Genomic DNA, 19552 nt, shown 5'->3' with positions numbered 1-19552 from the left:
CTTATTTACAGTGGTGACCCATACGCAAGATCACTTGTAAGCTTTTTATTTCATCTATATTCAGTACGTTACGACAATTTCTCACTTTACCTCGCGAGGTTTGCACACAGTTATGTACACATATTTATTTTATAAATATCCATAGCATCACTGAGCCTTATCATAACTCAGGAGGGATATTATCACAGACAGTAAAGATTTATACATTTATCTGCCTATATTTCCTCAAGAAAATACGAAATAGAAACCACAAGAAAATCTCACTCATCACATTGTGTTAATTGACTCAATATTCTTTTCTCTATCTCTTTTTTATCATCTCTATTTTTTATTGTATGGTTATATTCAAGATGTCGGAGTAAATAGCTAAAACAGGTTTTTTCCTTGCCATGATCATCCGCCAAGTAATTATATCCATTGCATTTATAATTACTTGTATTTACTAGATTATTATCCAATAGTGCTATAATTAAGTTCTTACTTCCATTACTAAAAATAAAGGTATTTATATCAAAAGGCATAATCCCTTCATCACAACCAGATGCGGACAATGCAGATGTATCCATAAGAATTTGAGTAAAGAGTTCAGGATTTTTCTTTCCTTCATCAACAATATATTTAATGTCATCTTCAATGATTGCAAAACCTAATTTAATAAAAGGATCATTTTTATCGAGATGTTTTTTAAGGTATTGAGCATATTTTAATCGGTGATTTCTGAGTGCGTATATAAACTCTTTTCGATCAAAAATAATATAGTTTTTAAATTCAGGACGCTGTTGAAGAATATAATCAATTTTTTTCGTATAATCATCAAAGGTGCCTGTATACATTAATCCTTCTTGAAAAGTTTGTATTATGGTATCGCCTAGTTCCTTTTTCTCTTCTTCTGGAAGAGTGCTATAAAATTTTTTATCGATAAATAAATCGACAACATTTTCATTCCATTCTGCTATTGAAAACTCTCTATCAAACAGCGGATAGTTAGTCGGTCTATAATATAAATAAAGAGATTCTGTCTTCTTATTTTGTTTTACACACTCAGTTAAAAACCAGAGTGATTTTTTATCAAATGTTTTTATCAAATCTGTGTTATAAAAAAATTCCACTTCAATGCTATAAGGATCAGGACAACTTCCTTTCCAAACTTTATCTAATGCTTCTAAATCACCTCTTTGTAACAGCTGAATAACTCTCTCTTTTTTATCTCCCATCATTTTTTGTGGAAAATAATATGAGTTATAAGCTAAGAATGACAATGTGAAGGCTATCCAATAGCCCACTATTTTAGGGTTTCTTTTTCTGACGATATGAAGATAAATAAATGGGAGATAGAAAAATAATAGACCTAGAAAAATAAATTGAGGATCATTGCTCTTAATAAGAGCAAGCTCTCCCTTTGAAACTAAAGTGGTATTAAAATAGAAAAATATATTAATTAATATTAAAATCAAAGAGAACAAGATGGATTTTTTTAGTGGAGACTGGATATATTTAAATGCTGATATCACAACAAAAAAATAATAAACGGGCGCTAAATACAAAATGGCCATTGCAATAAAAACGACAGTCATTATGAAAACAGCAATCTCACCACTCATAAGCATCCTTATTTTGTATTATGTAAATACACTTATTTAATATATTTACTATTCTCCTATCATTTGCATAATCATATTATAGTGTGAGTTTTTCGTTATTCTGTGTTCCTCTTCTTATTTTCTATTATAAATAATACTTATTATTTAAATCATAAACACAGATGCATAAATCATCAAAAAACACTTATCTCTTTGCAATTTATAACTCGTTTCATTACCATCAGTACCCATCAAGCGGAAACCGTGGCTTTAAAAATAACATTCTCTGGGGCGGGCCAGAACTTTCATCGTTAATATAAAGGTATATAACGTGTTTTATCTAAAGCCTCGTCCTCGTAAATTAGTCTATGCCATTACTTTTGAAACTCTCGCGATTTTATTAAGCACTGTTTTACTGGCAATATTGAGCCAGAGCCAATCACATAATTCACTTCCTGTTGCAATCGCTGTTTCTGTTATTGCTCTAATTTGGAATTATATTTTTAATTCTTTCTTTGAATTAATTGAGTCGAAATTAAGGATCAAAAAACGCACAGTCATGGTACGACTTACCCATGCAATAAGTTTTGAATTAGGTTTATTTTTCTTTACTATTCCGCTTTATATGTGGTGGTATAACGTTGGTTTTATAAAAGCTATAAGCATGGAAATCACCATTTTGATGTTCTTTTTTATCTATACCTATTTGTTTACGCTAATTTTCGATAAATTATGCCCTCGAATTTACTCAGCGAAAAATAAAGCAGCGCAATAATTAGGCTTTCCTATATTCTGTAGGACTTTTATTAAAGTATTGGCGAAATACTTGGCTAAATGCAGAATGAGAATCATACCCTACCGCTAAAGCAATATTCTCAATATTTGTGGATGTATATTTCAATAACTCAGCGGCTTTATTAAGTCGCTGTTTAGTCACATATTGCATAACAGACATACCTAGCTCGGATTTCATTTTTCGTTGTAGCGTGCTTGCTGAAGTATTAAATGCTAATGCAATATCGTGTGTTGTGAGTGGCGTATGTAACTTATTTGCTAACCACGCATCAAGATTATCACGCCAATCTTTTTGTATTTCCATTTGAGCAAGTAAAAGCCGTGTTATGGTTGAATATTGCTCGGGAGGTTGGGGATATTGATGCAACCATTCTAATAACCCTATAGCGGCAGGTGACAAAGCAAATTGCCCCCCCTTTTCACTTAATTGCCATTGTGAGGTTACGGGCAATTCTAAGATAAGATTTTTATTATCTTTATTGCCAGAAAAAGCGTGATTAATAGTCGGAGGGATAATTAAGCAATTTTGATTAGAAATAAGAAAATCTTCTCGATTAAAGTTAACCTCCATCGAGCCAGACAATCCAAAAATAATCTGCCATAAATTATCATGCTGATGAGATACCGTCTCTTGTGTATAACATCGTAAATGTAATTGAGGTAATAACAAAAGACACTCCTCCTATTCAATGCGCTGGTTGATAAACACTATATCAAAACTCAACAGAACATCACTATCGAAGAGTATCTTGTTAGGAAATTATTATGTTAAACAAACTTAAGCCAAACGCGAGCCATTTGGTAAAGGCAAATTAAATTCAGCTAATACAATCGCACCTGTTTCATCTGGTGCTCCGGTAATTAGTACTTCGGATTTAATGCCAGCTATACGCTTAACAGGGAAATTACAAACACATAAAATACGGCGTCCAACAAGTTCTTCAGGTGTGTAATTTACCGTAATTTGGGCACTAGACCGTTTGATACCTAATTCACCTAAATCTACCTCCATAACATAAGCAGGTTTATTGGCTTTTTTATTTATTTCTGCACTAATAATCGTTCCTACACGCATTTCTACACGAAGAAAATCATCCCATTCAATTACATTTGTCATTTTTTACCAATCTATTTTATTTACAGTGATATCTTAATTACTGAGTTATAGATTAGCATGCATCATGCAACCTCACCTGTAGCAAGACAATCATTCTCTGTTGAGAGAGAGTCATCCTATTCTCTTTTTTCGCTATTTTAATTATTAATAATTTTCCGTATTTTTAACCATTATTTAAATAATCGTACCATTTCATAAATTTGTTATGTATAAAAAGTATTCTTAAATGACGATCCTTTTCACCACTAACGTAGGGAAAATATGAAATGAAAAAAATAACAGATTGGGTAACTCTTGAAGGAAAACTCGTACGCTTAGTGCCACTTAGTATGGATCACTATTCAGACTTATATGAGTTAATTAAAAAAGATAAACCCAATGAGCTTTGGTTTACAACTGTTCCTTCAGTGACAGAATTGAAACGTGATATTGAACATAAGCTTCAATTGCAGCAAAAAGGATTAATGTTGCCCTTCACCATTTATTCTCAAGCCAATAATCATGTTGTAGGCATAACAACCTTTATGAATATTGATAACCAAACACCAAGGTTAGAAATAGGCTCAACGTGGTATGCAAAAGAAGTACAAAGAACAGGAATTAACACTGAAGCTAAATACCTATTACTTAAATATGCGCTAGAAGAGTTACAGTGTATTGCTGTTGAATTTCGTACTCACATATTAAACCAAACAAGTCGTAGAGCGATTGAGCGCCTAGGTGCAAAGCTCGATGGCATTTTACGTAACCATAGACTAACAACAGGCGGTCAAAAAAGGGATACATGTGTTTATAGTATTACTGATTATGACTGGCTCTCAGTAAAAATGCATTTAGAGTGGTTAATGAAGAAATACCAATAAACAGTAAGATTATTATGCTTAAAAATAACTTTTTTGCTGTTTAATTTGTTATCATAAATACTCCTTAATTACCTGTTATTATAGGAGCTTTTATATTCCATGCACTCTGCTTACCAGTTTTTTCAGGCTATTGGCCTTGGTCTTATTTTACTTTTACCTTTAACTAATCCATTAACGACTGTTGCTCTCTGGCTTGGTCTTTCAGGAAATATGACCAAAGAACAGCGTAATCAACAATCTTTAATGGCATGTGTCTATATTTTCCTCATTATGACCATCGCGTTTTATGCAGGTCGCGTCATAATGACAACCTTTGGTATTTCGATACCCGGTCTTCGTATTGCTGGTGGGATGATAGTAGCTTTTATTGGCTTTAGTATGCTGTTTCCTAATACACCTAATGTTGATGATCCTATTGCTGACGATAATAATCCTCACCACAATCCCAAAGAACCCAATATTGCCTTTGTTCCTTTAGCAATGCCAAGTACCGCAGGACCAGGAACCATTGCAATGATAATCAGTACCGCTGCATCAATACCTTCGCGTACTGATATTGCTCAATGGGTCTTATATGTTGCCCCTGTAACGACCTTCTTTTTAATTAGCGTGATTGTTTGGCTGTCACTTCGTGGCTCCACCCGCATTATGAAATATTTAGGTCACAGTGGTATTGATGCTATTTCTCGTGTAATGGGATTTTTATTAATCTGTATGGGTGTTCAATTTATGATTAACGGCGTTCTTGAAATTATTGCAGATTTGCCTGCTTTATTAAAACAGGCCCAAGCCGTAGCTAATTTGCCAGATTAATTATCCCCTGCATGGTAAGCAGCTCTTACTTTAGCTAAATAACGTGGTGCTTGAGTTGCCGGATGGTTTTTTTCAACGTAACGATAAAAATCGTCCGCACTCATTGAATTAATTTTAGCTATCGCATTATCTCTATCTTTATCAAATGTTCTTAATAAAGCGCCTGCGCCATTAACATAAGCAAGAATGGTGGCGTAATAAAGTGTTTCAGGATCAGCAATACCAACAAGGTGGCGCTCTCTTAATAATTGAATATAAGCAGTACCTAAATCAATATTAATAGCGGGATCTTTCAATTGAGCTGTTGTTGGTTGCCCCGCTTTTCCTCTATTTTGATAAACATCTCTTCCTGCTGTCGATGCTTTAATTTGCATTAATCCAACTGCATTTGATTTACTAATCACCTCTGGTCTAAAGTTAGATTCAACTTGGATGATCGCTTTAATTAATGTCTCATCAACATTATAACGGCTAGAGGCTTGCTGTATGTGGTTATCAAAAGGGGTTGCTTTCCATTGTGCCGTAGATATTGAAGCATTATTAATACGACTATTTATCGGTTTTTGGCTTAAAAATCGAGATGTATCTTTTTGAATTGGTTGACGAGCATGATCAGCACAACCAGCAAGAAGCAAAATTGCCAAAGAAAAGATGATTTTTACTTTCACGTTTTATCCTTTTGCATAAAGGGTTGTACAACGACATATTTATATATCAATAAGTTGGAAATATATTATTCTATTTTCACACAAAAATGCATGTTAAAATATGGCAAAGTGTGAGAAATAAATCAATCAATTACTATTCCTAGCGTGTGCGTTTTATCTCAAATTATCCTATTTCCTGTTTTCCTCCCAAAATCTCTCAATCAGAATTGAAGCAGCCATAATAGGTTTATATTGGGTTATTGCATATTCTAAAATAAATCATATGAATTAATTACTTTAAGAGAGGTTTTTATGAGAGCTATAAAAACTGTAGAAGTATAACAAGTGTTGGTTTTTGAGGAAAAGTGAGCTTTTATAAGTAATAAAAATAAGCTCTTGCACAAATAGTTACGAACGATTGTTAATTTTTGTGACAAAACCCGACAATCTACTTAACATTTGTTGGAATACATGTTGTTATCTTATTTCTAGTCGTTATCAAATGAAGCTTTTTACACAGAGATAACTTGACTTCTTTGAAATGATATTGATAATCATTATCAATTGAGAAAATAACTCTGCAACTATAAGGCAATAATAATATGGATATATTTCGCTCTGTAAACAAATTTTCACTAACGGCTTTATGCCTTATGGCAACTGTCTTTTTAACCACGCCTACACAAGCAAAAGATAAACTTAAAGTCGTCACTACCTTTACTATTATTCAAGATATCGCACAAAATGTCGCTGGAGATGCGGCGATTGTTGAATCAATTACAAAACCTGGTGCTGAAATTCATGATTATCAGCCTACCCCAAAAGATATTGTAAAAGCCCAAAAAGCTGATTTGATCTTATGGAATGGTTTAAATCTTGAACGCTGGTTCGAACGTTTTTTTAATGAGTTACGTAATGTTCCTGCGGTTGTAGTAACTGAAGGCATCACTCCAATGGCAATTAGTGAAGGCGCTTACAAAAACAATCCGAATCCACACGCATGGATGTCACCAAATAACGCATTAATTTATATTGAAAATATTCGTAAAGCACTTGTTGAACACGACCCTGATAATGCAGCAATTTATAATCAAAATGCAGCAAATTACGCAGAAAAAATTAAACAACTTGATACACCATTAAGAGAAAGATTATCTCGTATACCACAAGAAGATCGTTGGTTAGTGACCAGCGAAGGCGCTTTCAGTTATTTAACTCATGATTATGGCTTTAAAGAAGTTTATTTATGGCCAATTAATGCAGAAGAACAAGGCACTCCGCAACAAGTTAAATATGTCATTGATACAGTAAGAAAACACAATATCCCTGTAGTCTTTAGTGAAAGTACAATTTCAGATAAACCGGCTAAACAAGTCAGCAAAGAAACCGGGGCAAAATATGGCGGTGTTCTTTACGTTGACTCACTTTCCGCTGAAGGCGGTGAGGTTCCTACTTATATTGATTTAATTACTATCACTGTGGATACAATTGCGAAAGGATTTGGTCAATGAGTAAAATAAAAACGAATCCAACGTTGACAGTTGATAACGCCACTGTCACCTATAACAATGGTCATACCGCTATCTTTGATGCAAGTTTCTCTATCACGGGCGGCACAATTTGTGCCCTCGTCGGCATCAATGGTAGTGGTAAATCTACTCTGTTTAAAACCATTATGGGGCTAGTAAAGCCCTCTAAAGGTAAAGTGACATTAAACGACAATCCTATTCAACAAGCGTTAAAGCAAAACATGATTGCTTATGTACCACAAACAGAAGAAGTTGACTGGAATTTTCCTGTGCTTGTTTCTGATGTTGTAATGATGGGTCGTTATGGAAAAATGGGTTTTTTTCGTATTCCATCAAAACATGATCATGAAGTTGTTGAAGCATCGCTAGAGCGTGTAGGGTTATCTGGATTAGGTCATCGTCAAATTGGTGAGCTTTCTGGTGGTCAGAAAAAGCGCGTTTTCTTGGCACGAGCAATGGCTCAAGAAGGTACTGTTTTATTACTCGATGAACCCTTTACTGGTGTCGATGTTAAAACCGAAAATGCTATTATCGAACTTTTACGTAATTTACGTGAAGAAGGTCATCTCGTTTTAGTTTCAACACATAACTTAGGAAGTGTGCCTGAATTTTGTGACCACGTTATTTTAATAAATAGAACTGTATTAGATAGTGGACCAACTGAAACAACCTTTACCCAAAAGAACTTAGAACACGCATTTGGCGGTGTATTGCGTCATATTAGCTTGTCGGGCTCTGATCTTCATGATGACGATGATCCACGCTCACTTACTGTAATTACTGATGATGAACGCGCGGCCGTTTTTTATGGTCATCAAAAAGAACATACTCCAGCGCACCAAAGTCAGCGCAAACAAGGAGATTAGCCATGCTAGATTTACTCCTACAACCTTTTGAATATAACTATATGGTGAAAGCTATTTGGGTTAGTGCCTTAGTAGGTGCTGTCTGTGCGTTTCTTTCATCCTATCTTATTTTAAAAGGTTGGTCATTAATGGGAGATGCCCTTTCCCACTCCGTTGTTCCTGGTGTTGCGGGGGCTTATATATTAGGTTTACCTTATGCGGTCGGTGCTTTTTTTACGGGTTTGCTCGCTGCATTATCAATGACATTTATTCGCCATATCACACGCCTTCGTGAAGATGCCGTTATTGGCTTTATTTTTTCCACTTTTTTTGCCTTTGGTCTGTTGCTGGTTTCGCTTAAACCGACAGCCGTCAACGTTCAGACCATCATCCTCGGAAATATTCTAGGTATTGCAGATGAAGATGTATGGCAAGTTGTTATTATTACAGGTGTCTCTTTTCTCGTCTTATTTTGTATCTGGAAAGACTTACTGGTAGTTTTTTTTGATGAAATCCATGCCAGATCTATTGGTCTATCACCTTTAAAATTAAAAATTATCTTTTTTACTTTATTAAGTGCTTGCACCGTTGCTGCACTTCAAACTGTTGGTGCCATTCTGGTTATTGCAATGGTTGTAACACCTGGCGCAACAGCTTATCTACTCACCGATCAATTTAAACGACTTGCTATTATTGCTATCTGCATTGGCACAATAACCAGTGCTGTAGGTGCCTATCTTAGCTATTTCTTTAATGGCGCAACGGGTGGCGTCATTGTCACAATGCAAACTGTACTTTTTTTATTAGCATTCTTATTTGCACCTAAACACGGCATGTTAGCTGCTCGTCGCCGTGCTCGCCAAAGCTCACAACAGTTAATCTCACAATCTCATCAGCCCCAAGAAGCGCCAAAACAAGAAGAGGTGAAACTATGAATGAGCTAATTGAATTTTTCATTGAACCATTTCAATATCCTTTTATGCAACGGGCTATCATTGCCGCTATCATTATCGGGATCGCCTGCGCTATTTTATCTTGTTATATGGTTTTAAAGGGCTGGTCCTTGATGGGAGATGCTATCTCTCACGCTGTGTTACCCGGCGTAGTGCTTGCTTATGTCACTGCCATTCCATTAACGGTCGGTGCCTTTCTTTCTGGCTTGTTTTGCTCGTTTGCCACAGGCTATTTAAAAGAGCACAGTCGTATTAAAGAAGATACCGTGATGGGAATTGTATTTTCAGGTATGTTTGCCGTAGGTTTGGTTATTTTTGCCAGTGTCGATACAGACCAACATTTAATGCATATTTTATTTGGTAATATTCTGGGTATAACGCCAGATGTATTAACTCAAATTAGTATTATTTGTTTAATTACCATCACAATCATGCTAGTTAAGCAAAAAGATTTTATGCTTTATTGTTTCGATCCTAATCAAGCAAGGATCGTCGGTTTACCTGTTACCTTATTGCACTATGGCTTACTGTCTATTTTGGCATTAACTATCGTTGCTTCAATGCAGGCCGTTGGGATTATTTTAGTTGTCGCTATGCTTATTTCTCCGGGGATCACTGCGTATTTATTAACACGTAGTTTCTCTCGTATGATAATGCTAGCTATTATATTTTCTGTCGCATCCAGTGTGATTGGTACATTTATTAGTTTCCATATTGATGGAGCAACAGGCCCATGTATTGTGCTAACTCAAGCTATATTCTTTATTATTGCGTTATTCTGTAATCAGATTAAATTAGCAAAAATAAAGCGACAAACAAAACCCGCGAACGCCTGATAATCTCCTTTATCTTCGCAAAAACGGGATAATCATCCCGTTTTTTAGCTTTATACTTTATTGATTTAATTAAAGTGTTATTGTCATAAGATAAACATCGCTCGTTATTATTTTATTTGGGTCTACTGAGTAAACAACTTTGCGAGGTGTAAGTATGTGGCAGAATATAGGTCGTTTACTGGAATCAAACTTAGGATTTTCAGCAAAGATAAACGAAAAAACTCACCTTTCTAGTGGCGATATTCACCATACATGGAAAATTTATTATGGTGATACACCCGTCTTTGTAAAATCTAACTTACGTGAGTTTCTGCCTAATTTTAAAAATGAAGCAGAACAACTTGAAATGCTGGCAAAAAGCCAAACAATTCGTACTCCTCGCGTTCTTGGCATTGGTAATAGCAAAGATGCCAGCTTCTTACTCCTTGAATTCTTACCTGTTCAACCTTTTACACCACATAGTGCCTATTGCTTTGGTCAACAATTAGCAAGACTACACCAATGGGAAGATCAACCTAGTTATGGTTTTGATTTTGATACCCAAATCGACACAACTCCCCAACTAAATGGCTGGGAAAAACGCTGGAACCACTTTTATTCTGAAAAACGGATTGGTTTTCAACTGCAATTGGCATCAGAAAAAGGGATGGTCTTTGGTGATATCGATGAGATAACCCAAATTATTCATCATCGTCTAGCTGATCATAATCCACAACCGTCTTTGCTTCATGGCAACTTATGGCCTAAAAACTGCGCAGCAATTGGCCAATCTGAAGGGACAGTTTTTGATCCTGCCTGCTATTGGGGAGATAGAGAATGTGATATAGCGATGCTACCACTTTGTACTGCAGTACCCGCTAATATTTTCGATGGTTATCAGAGTGTTTGGCCGTTATCTGAAAAATTTTTATTACGTCAGCCCATTTATCAACTCTATTTTTTCCTCAACCGTTGTAATTTATTTGGTGGTGAAGAAGATTACTTAGAAGCGCGAAAAATTATTGATGATTTATTAGCTACTCCCTGACAAAAGATAAAAAAACAGTTTAAACCAGGTAATAAGCTAAAAATATAACCTCGCCAGCTCACATTGTGCGAGGTTTATTTTCCCTTCAGTTAGATAAATGAACTATCCTCGTTCATTATAAAGCACTATTACCACCCTAAAAATTTCAGTAAGAAATACCCAATTGCCATGACAATAATTGGTGATAGATAAAGCACCATAATTTGAGTGAAAATAGTATGTCGTGGTAATTTGATATTTTGTTGTAGCTCTTCTGCGGTAATGCCACTCTTCATCGCTCGTTCAATGATAAGCTGATCTTGTATATTTTCTTTTAAATACTTAACTTGGCGATAAATTCGTAATCCCGATGCACTAAACGCCAACCCAACAAACATAAGAAGAAAAATAACAAAGAAAGTGATGTTTTCCTGACTCAATCCCATTTGTGTATTAGGGATAGGTGAATTTCGCCAGAAGAAGCCTAAAAATGGTGTATTAAATTGTACCATTTCCGCTAACACACGAAAAAAATCATTGATCACGGCATTTACACCATCACCACTTGGGCGTTGGATTGCAGCCAATCCTATCAACGACACTGTTGTAGAAATAAAGGCAGGAATAAAAATAAGCCAACCAAGAACGCGCTTTGAAATGGCATATAATCCTGCATATTGATAACTCATCACATCCTCACTAGTAGAATTCGTCAATATTTATCTGTTTATCGTAGTCTAATTAACGGCTAATACGACAATATATTAATAGTAGCCATTCTCTCTATTTATTTTACTAAATAAATAAGAAACTGATTAAAAAGATTTTCTTTGTAACTCTTGCTACAATCGCCATTCGACAACATAGACCTTATTTATGGAGAGTAACATGTCTTTTAAATTCCCTATTGAAGCGGCTATTTTTGATATGGATGGTTTATTAATCGACTCTGAACCATTTTGGCAGCAAGCAGAACATGAGGTCTTTGCTGAATTAGGCGTCGATTTATCCCTTTCATCGGCAATGCCCGATATGGTTGGGTTAAGAATAAACGAAGTCATTGATTTATGGTATAAAGCCTCACCATGGCAAGGCGTTTCAAAACAAGAAGCAAAACAAAAAATGGTTTCTCGTGTTGTCAAACTGGTTGAAGAAACCAAGCCACTATTACCCGGTGTCGAACATGCTTTAGAACTTTGTAAATCATCAGGATTGAAAATTGCGTTAGCATCAGCCTCTCCTGATTTTATGCTTGAACGTGTGCTTGAGTTGTTTAATATTCGCCATTATTTCTCAGCTGTCGTGTCTGCTGATGAATTACCTCACAGTAAGCCACATCCAGAAGTTTATCTAAATGCAGCCAAAGCACTCAATCTTGACCCAATCCACTGTGTTTCATTAGAAGATTCTCGTAATGGTATGATTGCCTGTAAAGGTGCAAGAATGCGCTCTATCGTTGTACCAGCAGCAACACAATTTAATGATAAGCAATGGGGTTTAGCTGATGTGAAAATTGCCTCTCTTAATGAGTTAACACAACTACATTTATTAGGTTAGTTTCCATCAATAAAAGGGATATTTTGCTTTATTCGATATCCCTTTTATTCTGCTTCTAACACTTTATTCTTCAATACTACTTTTTTACTCTTGGCGTTTTCTTACTCATATGCCTTAATGCCACCAGCTCCCATTCCACCTTTTAGGTTTTTATCCTAAATTCGATCGTTTTTAAATCAATCAAATAAAATATTTCTGTTATTACTTAATATTTAAGGCAATTTTTATCTTTTTTGTCTGTTAGTTATCATCAAAACCTTTTATACTTTATCACTGTATAAATGAACAGCAAACAAACAGACTTGGAATGACCGCAGAAGGACATTTACTTTTTTCTGTTGCAACACTTGTGTTAGCACAGAAACTTGAAATAACGCCAGCTCTTGCTCATGGTGATTGGTTTCACATGATCCCTGCTGTCTTATTAGGCTCACTTTTACCAGACTTAGATCATCCAGGCTCTATCCTTGGGCGATTGTTCCGTGTTATTTCTCTTCCCTTATCAAAACTTTGCGGCCACCGAGGTTTCACTCATAGCCTACTCGCATTTTGTGGTTTAGCGATTTTATGGGAAACCCAAGTTTCACCACGCTGGGAAATTTCAGCCGATATCTTTCATGCTCTTTTACTTGGTTATCTTAGCCATCTCATTGCCGACATGTTAACCCCAGCAGGTGTTCCTTTCCTATGGCCTCTAAAAATGCGCTTTGCGCTACCTATTTTAGGTAAAAAAAATAATAAAAAAGGTGAACGTTTTATCTCCGTCCTTATTCTTGTAGGCGCACTTTTTTTGCCACCACACCTTACTGTTACATTGCCTTCGCAAGTCAATAACTGGTTACAGATGTACCACGACAAGCGCACTAATTTTTAACACCCCCTGACAAAACCCTACGTTTCTCTATTTATTTATAAATTCTTACATCTTTTTATGCCTATTTTCTTGTCTTTATAACTAAACGATTATATAAAAGAATAATTAATTATAAAAAGTTATTAACAATCCTGTTACCCTATAACGAGTTGATGCTGTTATATCCTTTCTTACTATCTAAGAACTCATATCGCATACAATCGTCGAAATTATATAAATAAAGATCTCGTTGGAGAGTTAAGATGAATTTTCCGTTAATCATTAACGTACTCGTCTTTGTTGTGTTATTACTCGTCTTGGCTAAATTAAGTCAACGTCAGTGGAGCCTTTCAAAGAAAGTTCTTGTTGGTTTAGTTTTTGGTGTTGCTTTTGGATTAGCGCTACACGCATTCTATGACTCACACGATCCTATTATTAAAGAATCTATTCTTTGGTTTAATATCGTGGGTAATGGTTATGTTCAGCTATTACAAATGATCATTATGCCATTAGTATTTGCCTCTATTCTTAGTGCTGTTGCTCGTTTGCATCAAGCATCTTCACTAGGAAAAATCAGTGGGTTAACTATTGGTACTTTATTATTTACCACTGCCATTTCTGCATTAATTGGTATTGTGATCGCCAATTTATTTGGTTTAACCGCAGAAGGCTTAGTACAAGGCGAACAAGAAGCACAACGCTTAATTGCACTTGAACAAAATTACATGGGTAAAGTTTCTGACTTAACCATGCCTCAGCTTATTTTGTCGTTTATTCCTAAAAACCCATTTGCTGACTTAACAGGTGCAAGCTCAACATCGATTATTAGCGTTGTTATCTTTGCTACTTTCTTAGGTATGGCTGCGCTGAAATTACTCAAAGAAGACCAGCCTCGTGGCGAAAAAGTCTTAGTTGCGATTGATTGCTTACAATCATGGATCATGAAGCTAGTTCGTATTGTTATGATGTTAACTCCTTATGGTGTTATGGCGCTGATGACTAAAGTTGTAGCCAGCTCAAATATGCACGACATCATTCAATTAGGAAGCTTTGTTGTTGCCTCTTATGTTGCTATTGGCTTAATGTTTGTGGTTCATGGATTACTCGTTAGTTTTACAGGCTTAAATCCAGTTAAATTCTTCAAAAAAGCGGGCCCATTATTAGCATTTGCATTTACTAGCCGTTCAAGTGCAGCAAGTATCCCGTTAAATATTGAAACACAAATCAAACGTGTAGGTGTGCCAGAATCTATCGCGAGCTTCTCATCATCTTTTGGTACAACGATTGGCCAAAATGGTTGCGCAGGTATCTACCCTGCAATGCTCGCTGTTATGGTTGCACCAACCGTAGGTATTAACCCATTAGATCCAATGTGGATTGCCACTTTAGTTGCTATCGTAACCGTCAGCTCTGCAGGTGTTGCGGGCGTTGGTGGTGGTGCCACATTTGCAGCTCTTATCGTTCTGCCTGCAATGGGTTTACCTGTAACATTAGTTGCCCTATTAATCTCTGTAGAGCCATTAATTGATATGGGACGTACCGCATTAAACGTCAGTGGCTCAATGACAGCAGGTACAATCACCAGCCAAATTATGGGACAAACGGATAAAGCAGTCTTCAATCAAGATGAAGAAACAGAACTTACAGTAAAATAAACTTTATCTACCTCTATTGATCAAGCCAGTTCATTTGAACTGGCTTTTTTTTGTATCTATTTGTATCTATATTAAGTTACATATCTTCCATCTATATCATTCACCAATATCAATAGAAAAATCTATAAATATAACAAGGTAAAATCGTGCAAAAAATTATGCGAGTTTTGCGAAAACTCTATAAGTATGAAAACAGCCAGTATGATCCTGAACGCCAAGTTTCTCTTTATCATCTTGATGTTCTTTCAGAAAAGGAAAAAAACATATTATTAGCGACCAATTGGCAACCTAATATTATTGAAAAATTTGCGGATCACTCTGATGTTATGAATCAATTACATAGCTTAAAAAACAATCCGTTACTCACTCAAAAACGTTGTTTAGATGCATTTGTGGCTGGTGTGGGTGGTAGCTATCTTAGAGGACGTTCTGTTTTAGGTGCTTTTCATAAATTACAAAATTTACCACTACATAATTATGACGAAAAGCCTCAATATGCCTGTTGTTGGATTTGTAGTGATAGAAACCAACAAAAACATATTAATGATAGTTATTTTCAATATTGTCTCTATTACGGTAATTCTTATACTGGCAACCCCTCTTATGCTTATCTGAATTTAAAGCACTTACTAACAGTCCCTCCCGTAAGTCCAACGCAGGCAGACAAACAGACCTTTAAGCAATTACTTCATTTATTACGTAACGCCCCTGAAGATGAAACTCCGGGTAAGTTTGAAAAAAGGTTAAATGAAGCTAAATTAATTTCTGGTGATAAATACACCAAGCGGGGTATTTTGCACTCACTTGCTTTAGTAGGTGTTATTCCCAATGCCTTTATTTCATTATCTTTAAATAGCTGGGCCAATTTCGGTGATATTACCATTGCAGAGGATCAGCTTAATAACACTAAAGGACGTTCTGATATGGAGATGCCATGGGCGGGATGGAAAGGTAAGCTCAAGATTGATGAGGAAAAAACTGTGGCTTATTTTGGGGAATATTTAGATTAAATATCAATATGTTCCATAAAAAACGCCCAATACTGTTCATATTGAGCGTTTAAATATTGGCGTTAATTTATCGCCTATAATATTTTTATTTTAGATACTCACCATTGCGCAGTGCTTCAATACGCTTATCTAATGGTGGGTGAGATAAAAATAATTCACTGAATGACTTATTACGGCCATTAATACAGAAAGCCATCATACTGCTCTCTTCTTGTGGCTCATAGCTCGTTTTTAAACGTTGTAATGCTGCAATCATCTTCTCACGGCCAACAAGTTTTGCCGATCCTGCATCTGCATGGAACTCACGATAACGAGAGAACCACATGGTAATAATACTCGCCAGAATACCAAACACAATTTCCAGTACCATTGAAACACCCATATAAACCCATGGGTTACCATTGCTATTTTCACTCTCTTCATCACTCGAAATAAAGTTAGCAACGAATTGTGCAATGATACGCGAAATAAAGATAACGAAGGTATTTACAACCCCCTGAAGCAAGGTCATAGTTATCATATCACCATTAGCAACGTGGCTGATTTCGTGAGCAATAACCGCTTCTGCCTCATCACGACTCATACTGGCTAATAACCCTGTACTTACAGCCACCAGCGAAGCATCACGACGAGCGCCTGTCGCAAACGCATTGATATCAGGTGCATCATAAATAGCCACTTGTGGCATTTTAATACCGACTTGTTCAGATTGGCGTCTTACCGTATCTAATAACCAACGCTCTACTTCTGAAGTTGGGTTTTCGATAACTTGACCACCCACTGAACGTAATGCCATCCATTTTGACATTAACAGTGAAATAAATGCACCACCAAAACCAAACAAACCCGCCATGATCATCAAACCTTGAACACTGCGACCTTGTATACCTGTTAAAGATAAGATGATCCCAAAAACAAACATTACAGCTAAGTTTGTTAAAAGGAATAACGCAATTCTCATCATATTGATACTGTTCCTATTTTATCTAATTATCACATTGCAAAAACTACCTTATAAATAAGGCTTTTTTGAATTTTATCAAGTCTTTTAACGTATTTAATACTAAAAACAGTATAACTTTACATTTTGATAAATAAATAGGATTTAATTACCCACTTATTGGGCATTATTTAAAACTGGAAAGAGATGAGTGTTCAAAAATGGGCGGGACAACTGTTTGTATTATTTAGCTAAAGAGATAAGCACCAGAGAAGGCTTTATAACGTTTAATCTATCAACAAAAAAGTGGAAAAGATTAGCATATAAACAGAACACTATTATCGACGAGCTCACTGTAGCTATGCTCTTTGTGCACGACTTGTAAGTAATACAAATCGTGCACATAAGACAAGCAATAGCGTGATTAAGCTATAAACTAATTACATTTTAAAACGATATGTGGTTGTCATAGAGCCTGATAATGAATGTGCTCGTTGTGAATGACCATCATACAGTTTTGGTGTGGTGTAATCGTTTTCTTGCTGGTGGTGCCAACCGATACCACCACTTAAAGAAACAGAAAGATTTTTTGTTGGTTTCCAATAGCTAAATAAACCAAACTGTCCTTGTTTTAATCTTTCACCTGAATAACTGAACTCACTATAGTTAGTACGTGCACCAACTGACAGCTCTTTACTAATTCTGTACTCGGCTTCCAACGCACCCATAACCTCACCATCACGTACATAGTCAATATCAGCGTAAGCTGGTGAGTTAAAGCGTCCACGAGTATTACCAATTGGATTACGTGCAAATTGACCAACACCATTTGCTTTCTCAGCATCGGTATAAGTCACACCAGTACGCAATGTCCATGGTGACTCAGGAATTCGCCATTCCATCGTACCTGCAAAGTGCCATGCATCATTATCAAAGTTACGCTTACCTTTATTGGCATCACTTACTGTACGTTTACCATCACTACCATAATCGTGATAATAAACAACACCACCAATAGTCACGTCTGAGGTTAATTTATATTTTGCTTCTAAGCCTTGTTGACGGAATACATCATCCGCCTGGCCATAGAAATAAAATACTTTTAACGGTTTGGAGTTATAGTTAATTCCACCAGTTAATACATGATCGATGTTGTGTCTGTTACCATTACCATCACTGAAATACATTCTGTCGATATTTGGGCTATCACGACGCATTATTTTACCGTCAAGAAACAGTAAATCTAAGCTCCAATCACCCATTGCTGTGTTGGTAGCATAGCCATTATAGCTGTTTAATGATAAGCGCTGTGAGTTAGTAAAAATACCCGTATTTTTCAGCGTAAACCAACCTGCTTTACCGTTAATTAAAACAGGATCTAAATCAAATTTAACTTTTGCAAAGCGCTGACCAATTTTGTTATAGCCTTTTGCATCGCCATCATCATTATATAAAATTGCACGGGAGGCGAAGTCTTTACTTGCACCTAATTTGATACCACCATAATAAGAGACATCAAATCCGAGGATGCCACCTAAATAACCAGATCTGAAATCTGCTTGAAAGTTTTGACCCCAAGCATTAGCAACTTGTTTTCTATAACGTTGTTCATTTTTATCGAAACGGTTTTCTGTCTTTAGGTATTTCCACATATTAATTGTAGAAAGCTCAAGTTCAGAGTCGGAAACAAATGCGCTCTCTTTAATAGAATCTTCCCAATTTCCAGCATTGGCGGCGCTAACAGCTAAAAAACAAGGGGACAACATAAACAATACTATTCTTTTTACTTTCATTTTAAGTCAACCTGGTTAACAAATATTTGAGTTGATTTATATTGGCTTATATTCAACAAGTTCAACAAAACACCATTCTTATATTTAGCTAAAAAAACAACCCTTGATTAAATTTCTGGTTACATACATTTCAAATACTAAAGTTATTTTTAGGCATGAAAAATCCAATATGGCTATCTCACTGCACACCACATTTGTATTTATTCATTTTTTAGCAATAAAAATCCTTTAAGCAAATTATAGATTATTTGCCTTTTAGTTATTATTCCTTACGTAGAAAGACTACTCCTGAAAATATGATATTTCAGTTTTTACATGTGACTCTGATAATACATTTTGAACTCATAGAATAAAAACAACCCATTATTTAGATAAGTTTTTAGCTGTTGCATCAATGTCTCAAAGTGACACTAAATTTCTATGATCTGTATGCTATAGTAATTTTATGTCAATTTAAGCGATCATTGTCACAACATGTTACATTTATTGCAATAAGTAAACCATAAAACGTGAGAATAATCACAATAAATAATTTATTTACCTTTTTATTTTACTTACTAGATAAAAAACCAATTACATATCATCATTTGAAGAAATTTTTATCTAAAAGCTAATTTAATATCTTTTTTACATCACAAACTTATTAGAAATATATTTCAGATTAAAAATTAAGCGAAACAAAGTTAAATTAAATATCCATATATTAATAATTATTTATATTACGGGTAACTTTATAGAATAAATAAACAAGAAGATAAAA

Annotated in this window: 19 protein-coding genes; 12 read left to right on the top strand and 7 right to left on the bottom strand. The window is 35.5% G+C overall.

Features of this window, described 5'->3' with window-relative positions; all coding sequences use genetic code 11:
• Positions 1 to 260 precede the first annotated feature (260 nt).
• Positions 261 to 1601, bottom strand: a complete 1341-nt coding sequence (locus tag LG402_RS08460) for a hypothetical protein (protein ID WP_227336790.1) — start codon at positions 1599 to 1601, stop codon at positions 261 to 263.
• Between the two features lie 310 nt (positions 1602 to 1911).
• Here LG402_RS08460 and LG402_RS08455 point away from each other — a divergent pair, with 310 nt between their 5' ends.
• Complete coding sequence (locus tag LG402_RS08455) at positions 1912 to 2355, top strand: PACE efflux transporter (protein ID WP_227336789.1); 444 nt, start codon at positions 1912 to 1914, stop codon at positions 2353 to 2355.
• Here the strand turns inward: LG402_RS08455 and LG402_RS08450 are convergent, their stop codons facing one another.
• Both LG402_RS08450 and LG402_RS08445 read right to left on the bottom strand, forming a co-directional pair.
• Positions 2356 to 3045 (bottom strand): AraC family transcriptional regulator, encoded by a 690-nt coding sequence (locus LG402_RS08450; protein ID WP_166541384.1) that lies wholly within the window; start codon positions 3043 to 3045, stop codon positions 2356 to 2358.
• Between the two features lie 108 nt (positions 3046 to 3153).
• Positions 3154 to 3492 (bottom strand): tRNA-binding protein, encoded by a 339-nt coding sequence (locus LG402_RS08445; protein ID WP_109408658.1) that lies wholly within the window; start codon positions 3490 to 3492, stop codon positions 3154 to 3156.
• A gap of 266 nt (positions 3493 to 3758) precedes the next feature.
• On the opposite strand from LG402_RS08445, the gene LG402_RS08440 reads away from it, so the two are divergent.
• Together LG402_RS08440 and LG402_RS08435 are read left to right on the top strand one after the other, a co-directional pair.
• Positions 3759 to 4355 carry a GNAT family N-acetyltransferase gene (locus tag LG402_RS08440; RefSeq protein WP_166541386.1) on the top strand — a complete coding sequence of 199 codons (597 nt, stop codon included), beginning with the start codon at positions 3759 to 3761 and terminating at the stop codon, positions 4353 to 4355.
• Between the two features lie 99 nt (positions 4356 to 4454).
• Complete coding sequence (locus LG402_RS08435) at positions 4455 to 5168, top strand: MarC family NAAT transporter (RefSeq protein ID WP_166541387.1); 714 nt, start codon at positions 4455 to 4457, stop codon at positions 5166 to 5168.
• Here the strand turns inward: LG402_RS08435 and LG402_RS08430 are convergent.
• Positions 5165 to 5836 (bottom strand): transglycosylase SLT domain-containing protein, encoded by a 672-nt coding sequence (locus LG402_RS08430; protein WP_166541388.1) that lies wholly within the window; start codon positions 5834 to 5836, stop codon positions 5165 to 5167. The two genes, LG402_RS08435 and LG402_RS08430, sit on opposite strands and share 4 nt — an antisense overlap.
• Before the next feature lie 632 nt (positions 5837 to 6468).
• Here LG402_RS08430 and LG402_RS08425 point away from each other — a divergent pair.
• The 5 genes from LG402_RS08425 (at position 6469) to LG402_RS08405 (ending at position 11005) form a co-directional block, all read left to right on the top strand.
• Positions 6469 to 7326 carry a metal ABC transporter substrate-binding protein gene (locus LG402_RS08425; RefSeq protein ID WP_227336951.1) on the top strand — a complete coding sequence of 286 codons (858 nt, stop codon included), beginning with the start codon at positions 6469 to 6471 and terminating at the stop codon, positions 7324 to 7326.
• On the top strand, positions 7323 to 8210 hold the full coding sequence (locus LG402_RS08420) for a manganese/iron ABC transporter ATP-binding protein (RefSeq protein WP_109408653.1): 888 nt from the start codon (positions 7323 to 7325) through the stop codon (positions 8208 to 8210). The genes LG402_RS08425 and LG402_RS08420 overlap by 4 nt, the downstream gene beginning before the upstream one ends.
• Before the next feature lie 2 nt (positions 8211 to 8212).
• On the top strand, positions 8213 to 9124 hold the full coding sequence (locus LG402_RS08415) for a metal ABC transporter permease (RefSeq protein ID WP_166541390.1): 912 nt from the start codon (positions 8213 to 8215) through the stop codon (positions 9122 to 9124).
• Positions 9121 to 9978, top strand: a complete 858-nt coding sequence (locus LG402_RS08410; protein ID WP_036937443.1) for a metal ABC transporter permease — start codon at positions 9121 to 9123, stop codon at positions 9976 to 9978. The genes LG402_RS08415 and LG402_RS08410 overlap by 4 nt, the downstream gene beginning before the upstream one ends.
• A 154-nt stretch (positions 9979 to 10132) precedes the next feature.
• Positions 10133 to 11005, top strand: coding sequence for a fructosamine kinase family protein (locus LG402_RS08405; RefSeq protein WP_166541391.1), 873 nt, complete (start codon positions 10133 to 10135; stop codon positions 11003 to 11005).
• A 128-nt stretch (positions 11006 to 11133) separates the two neighbouring features.
• Here LG402_RS08405 and LG402_RS08400 read toward each other — a convergent pair whose 3' ends face one another.
• Positions 11134 to 11673 (bottom strand): YniB family protein, encoded by a 540-nt coding sequence (locus LG402_RS08400; protein ID WP_109408650.1) that lies wholly within the window; start codon positions 11671 to 11673, stop codon positions 11134 to 11136.
• A gap of 199 nt (positions 11674 to 11872) precedes the next feature.
• Between LG402_RS08400 and hxpB the strand changes: the two genes are divergently transcribed.
• From hxpB to LG402_RS08380, 4 genes are all read left to right on the top strand, one after another.
• The gene (gene hxpB, locus LG402_RS08395; RefSeq protein WP_109408649.1) at positions 11873 to 12541 is read left to right on the top strand and encodes a hexitol phosphatase HxpB; all 669 of its coding nucleotides are present in this window, start codon (positions 11873 to 11875) and stop codon (positions 12539 to 12541) included.
• Between the two features lie 307 nt (positions 12542 to 12848).
• Positions 12849 to 13415 (top strand): metal-dependent hydrolase, encoded by a 567-nt coding sequence (locus LG402_RS08390; RefSeq protein WP_109408648.1) that lies wholly within the window; start codon positions 12849 to 12851, stop codon positions 13413 to 13415.
• 242 nt (positions 13416 to 13657) lie between these two features.
• Positions 13658 to 15049: an L-cystine transporter gene (locus LG402_RS08385; protein ID WP_072070396.1), complete on the top strand. Its 1392-nt coding sequence runs from the start codon at positions 13658 to 13660 to the stop codon at positions 15047 to 15049.
• A gap of 146 nt (positions 15050 to 15195) precedes the next feature.
• The gene (locus LG402_RS08380) at positions 15196 to 16059 is read left to right on the top strand and encodes a hypothetical protein (protein ID WP_227336788.1); all 864 of its coding nucleotides are present in this window, start codon (positions 15196 to 15198) and stop codon (positions 16057 to 16059) included.
• An 85-nt stretch (positions 16060 to 16144) separates the two neighbouring features.
• Here LG402_RS08380 and htpX read toward each other — a convergent pair whose 3' ends face one another.
• Complete coding sequence (gene htpX / locus LG402_RS08375) at positions 16145 to 17023, bottom strand: protease HtpX (protein WP_109408646.1); 879 nt, start codon at positions 17021 to 17023, stop codon at positions 16145 to 16147.
• 416 nt (positions 17024 to 17439) lie between these two features.
• Positions 17440 to 18792, bottom strand: coding sequence for an OprD family outer membrane porin (locus LG402_RS08370; protein WP_227336787.1), 1353 nt, complete (start codon positions 18790 to 18792; stop codon positions 17440 to 17442).
• Between the last annotated feature and the right edge of the window lie 760 nt (positions 18793 to 19552).

The organism is Proteus sp. NMG38-2 (genome assembly GCF_020640995.1).
GTDB lineage: Bacteria > Pseudomonadota > Gammaproteobacteria > Enterobacterales > Enterobacteriaceae > Proteus.
Note: the sequence above shows the minus strand (reverse complement) of the source record. Positions and strands in the feature narration are given on the sequence as shown.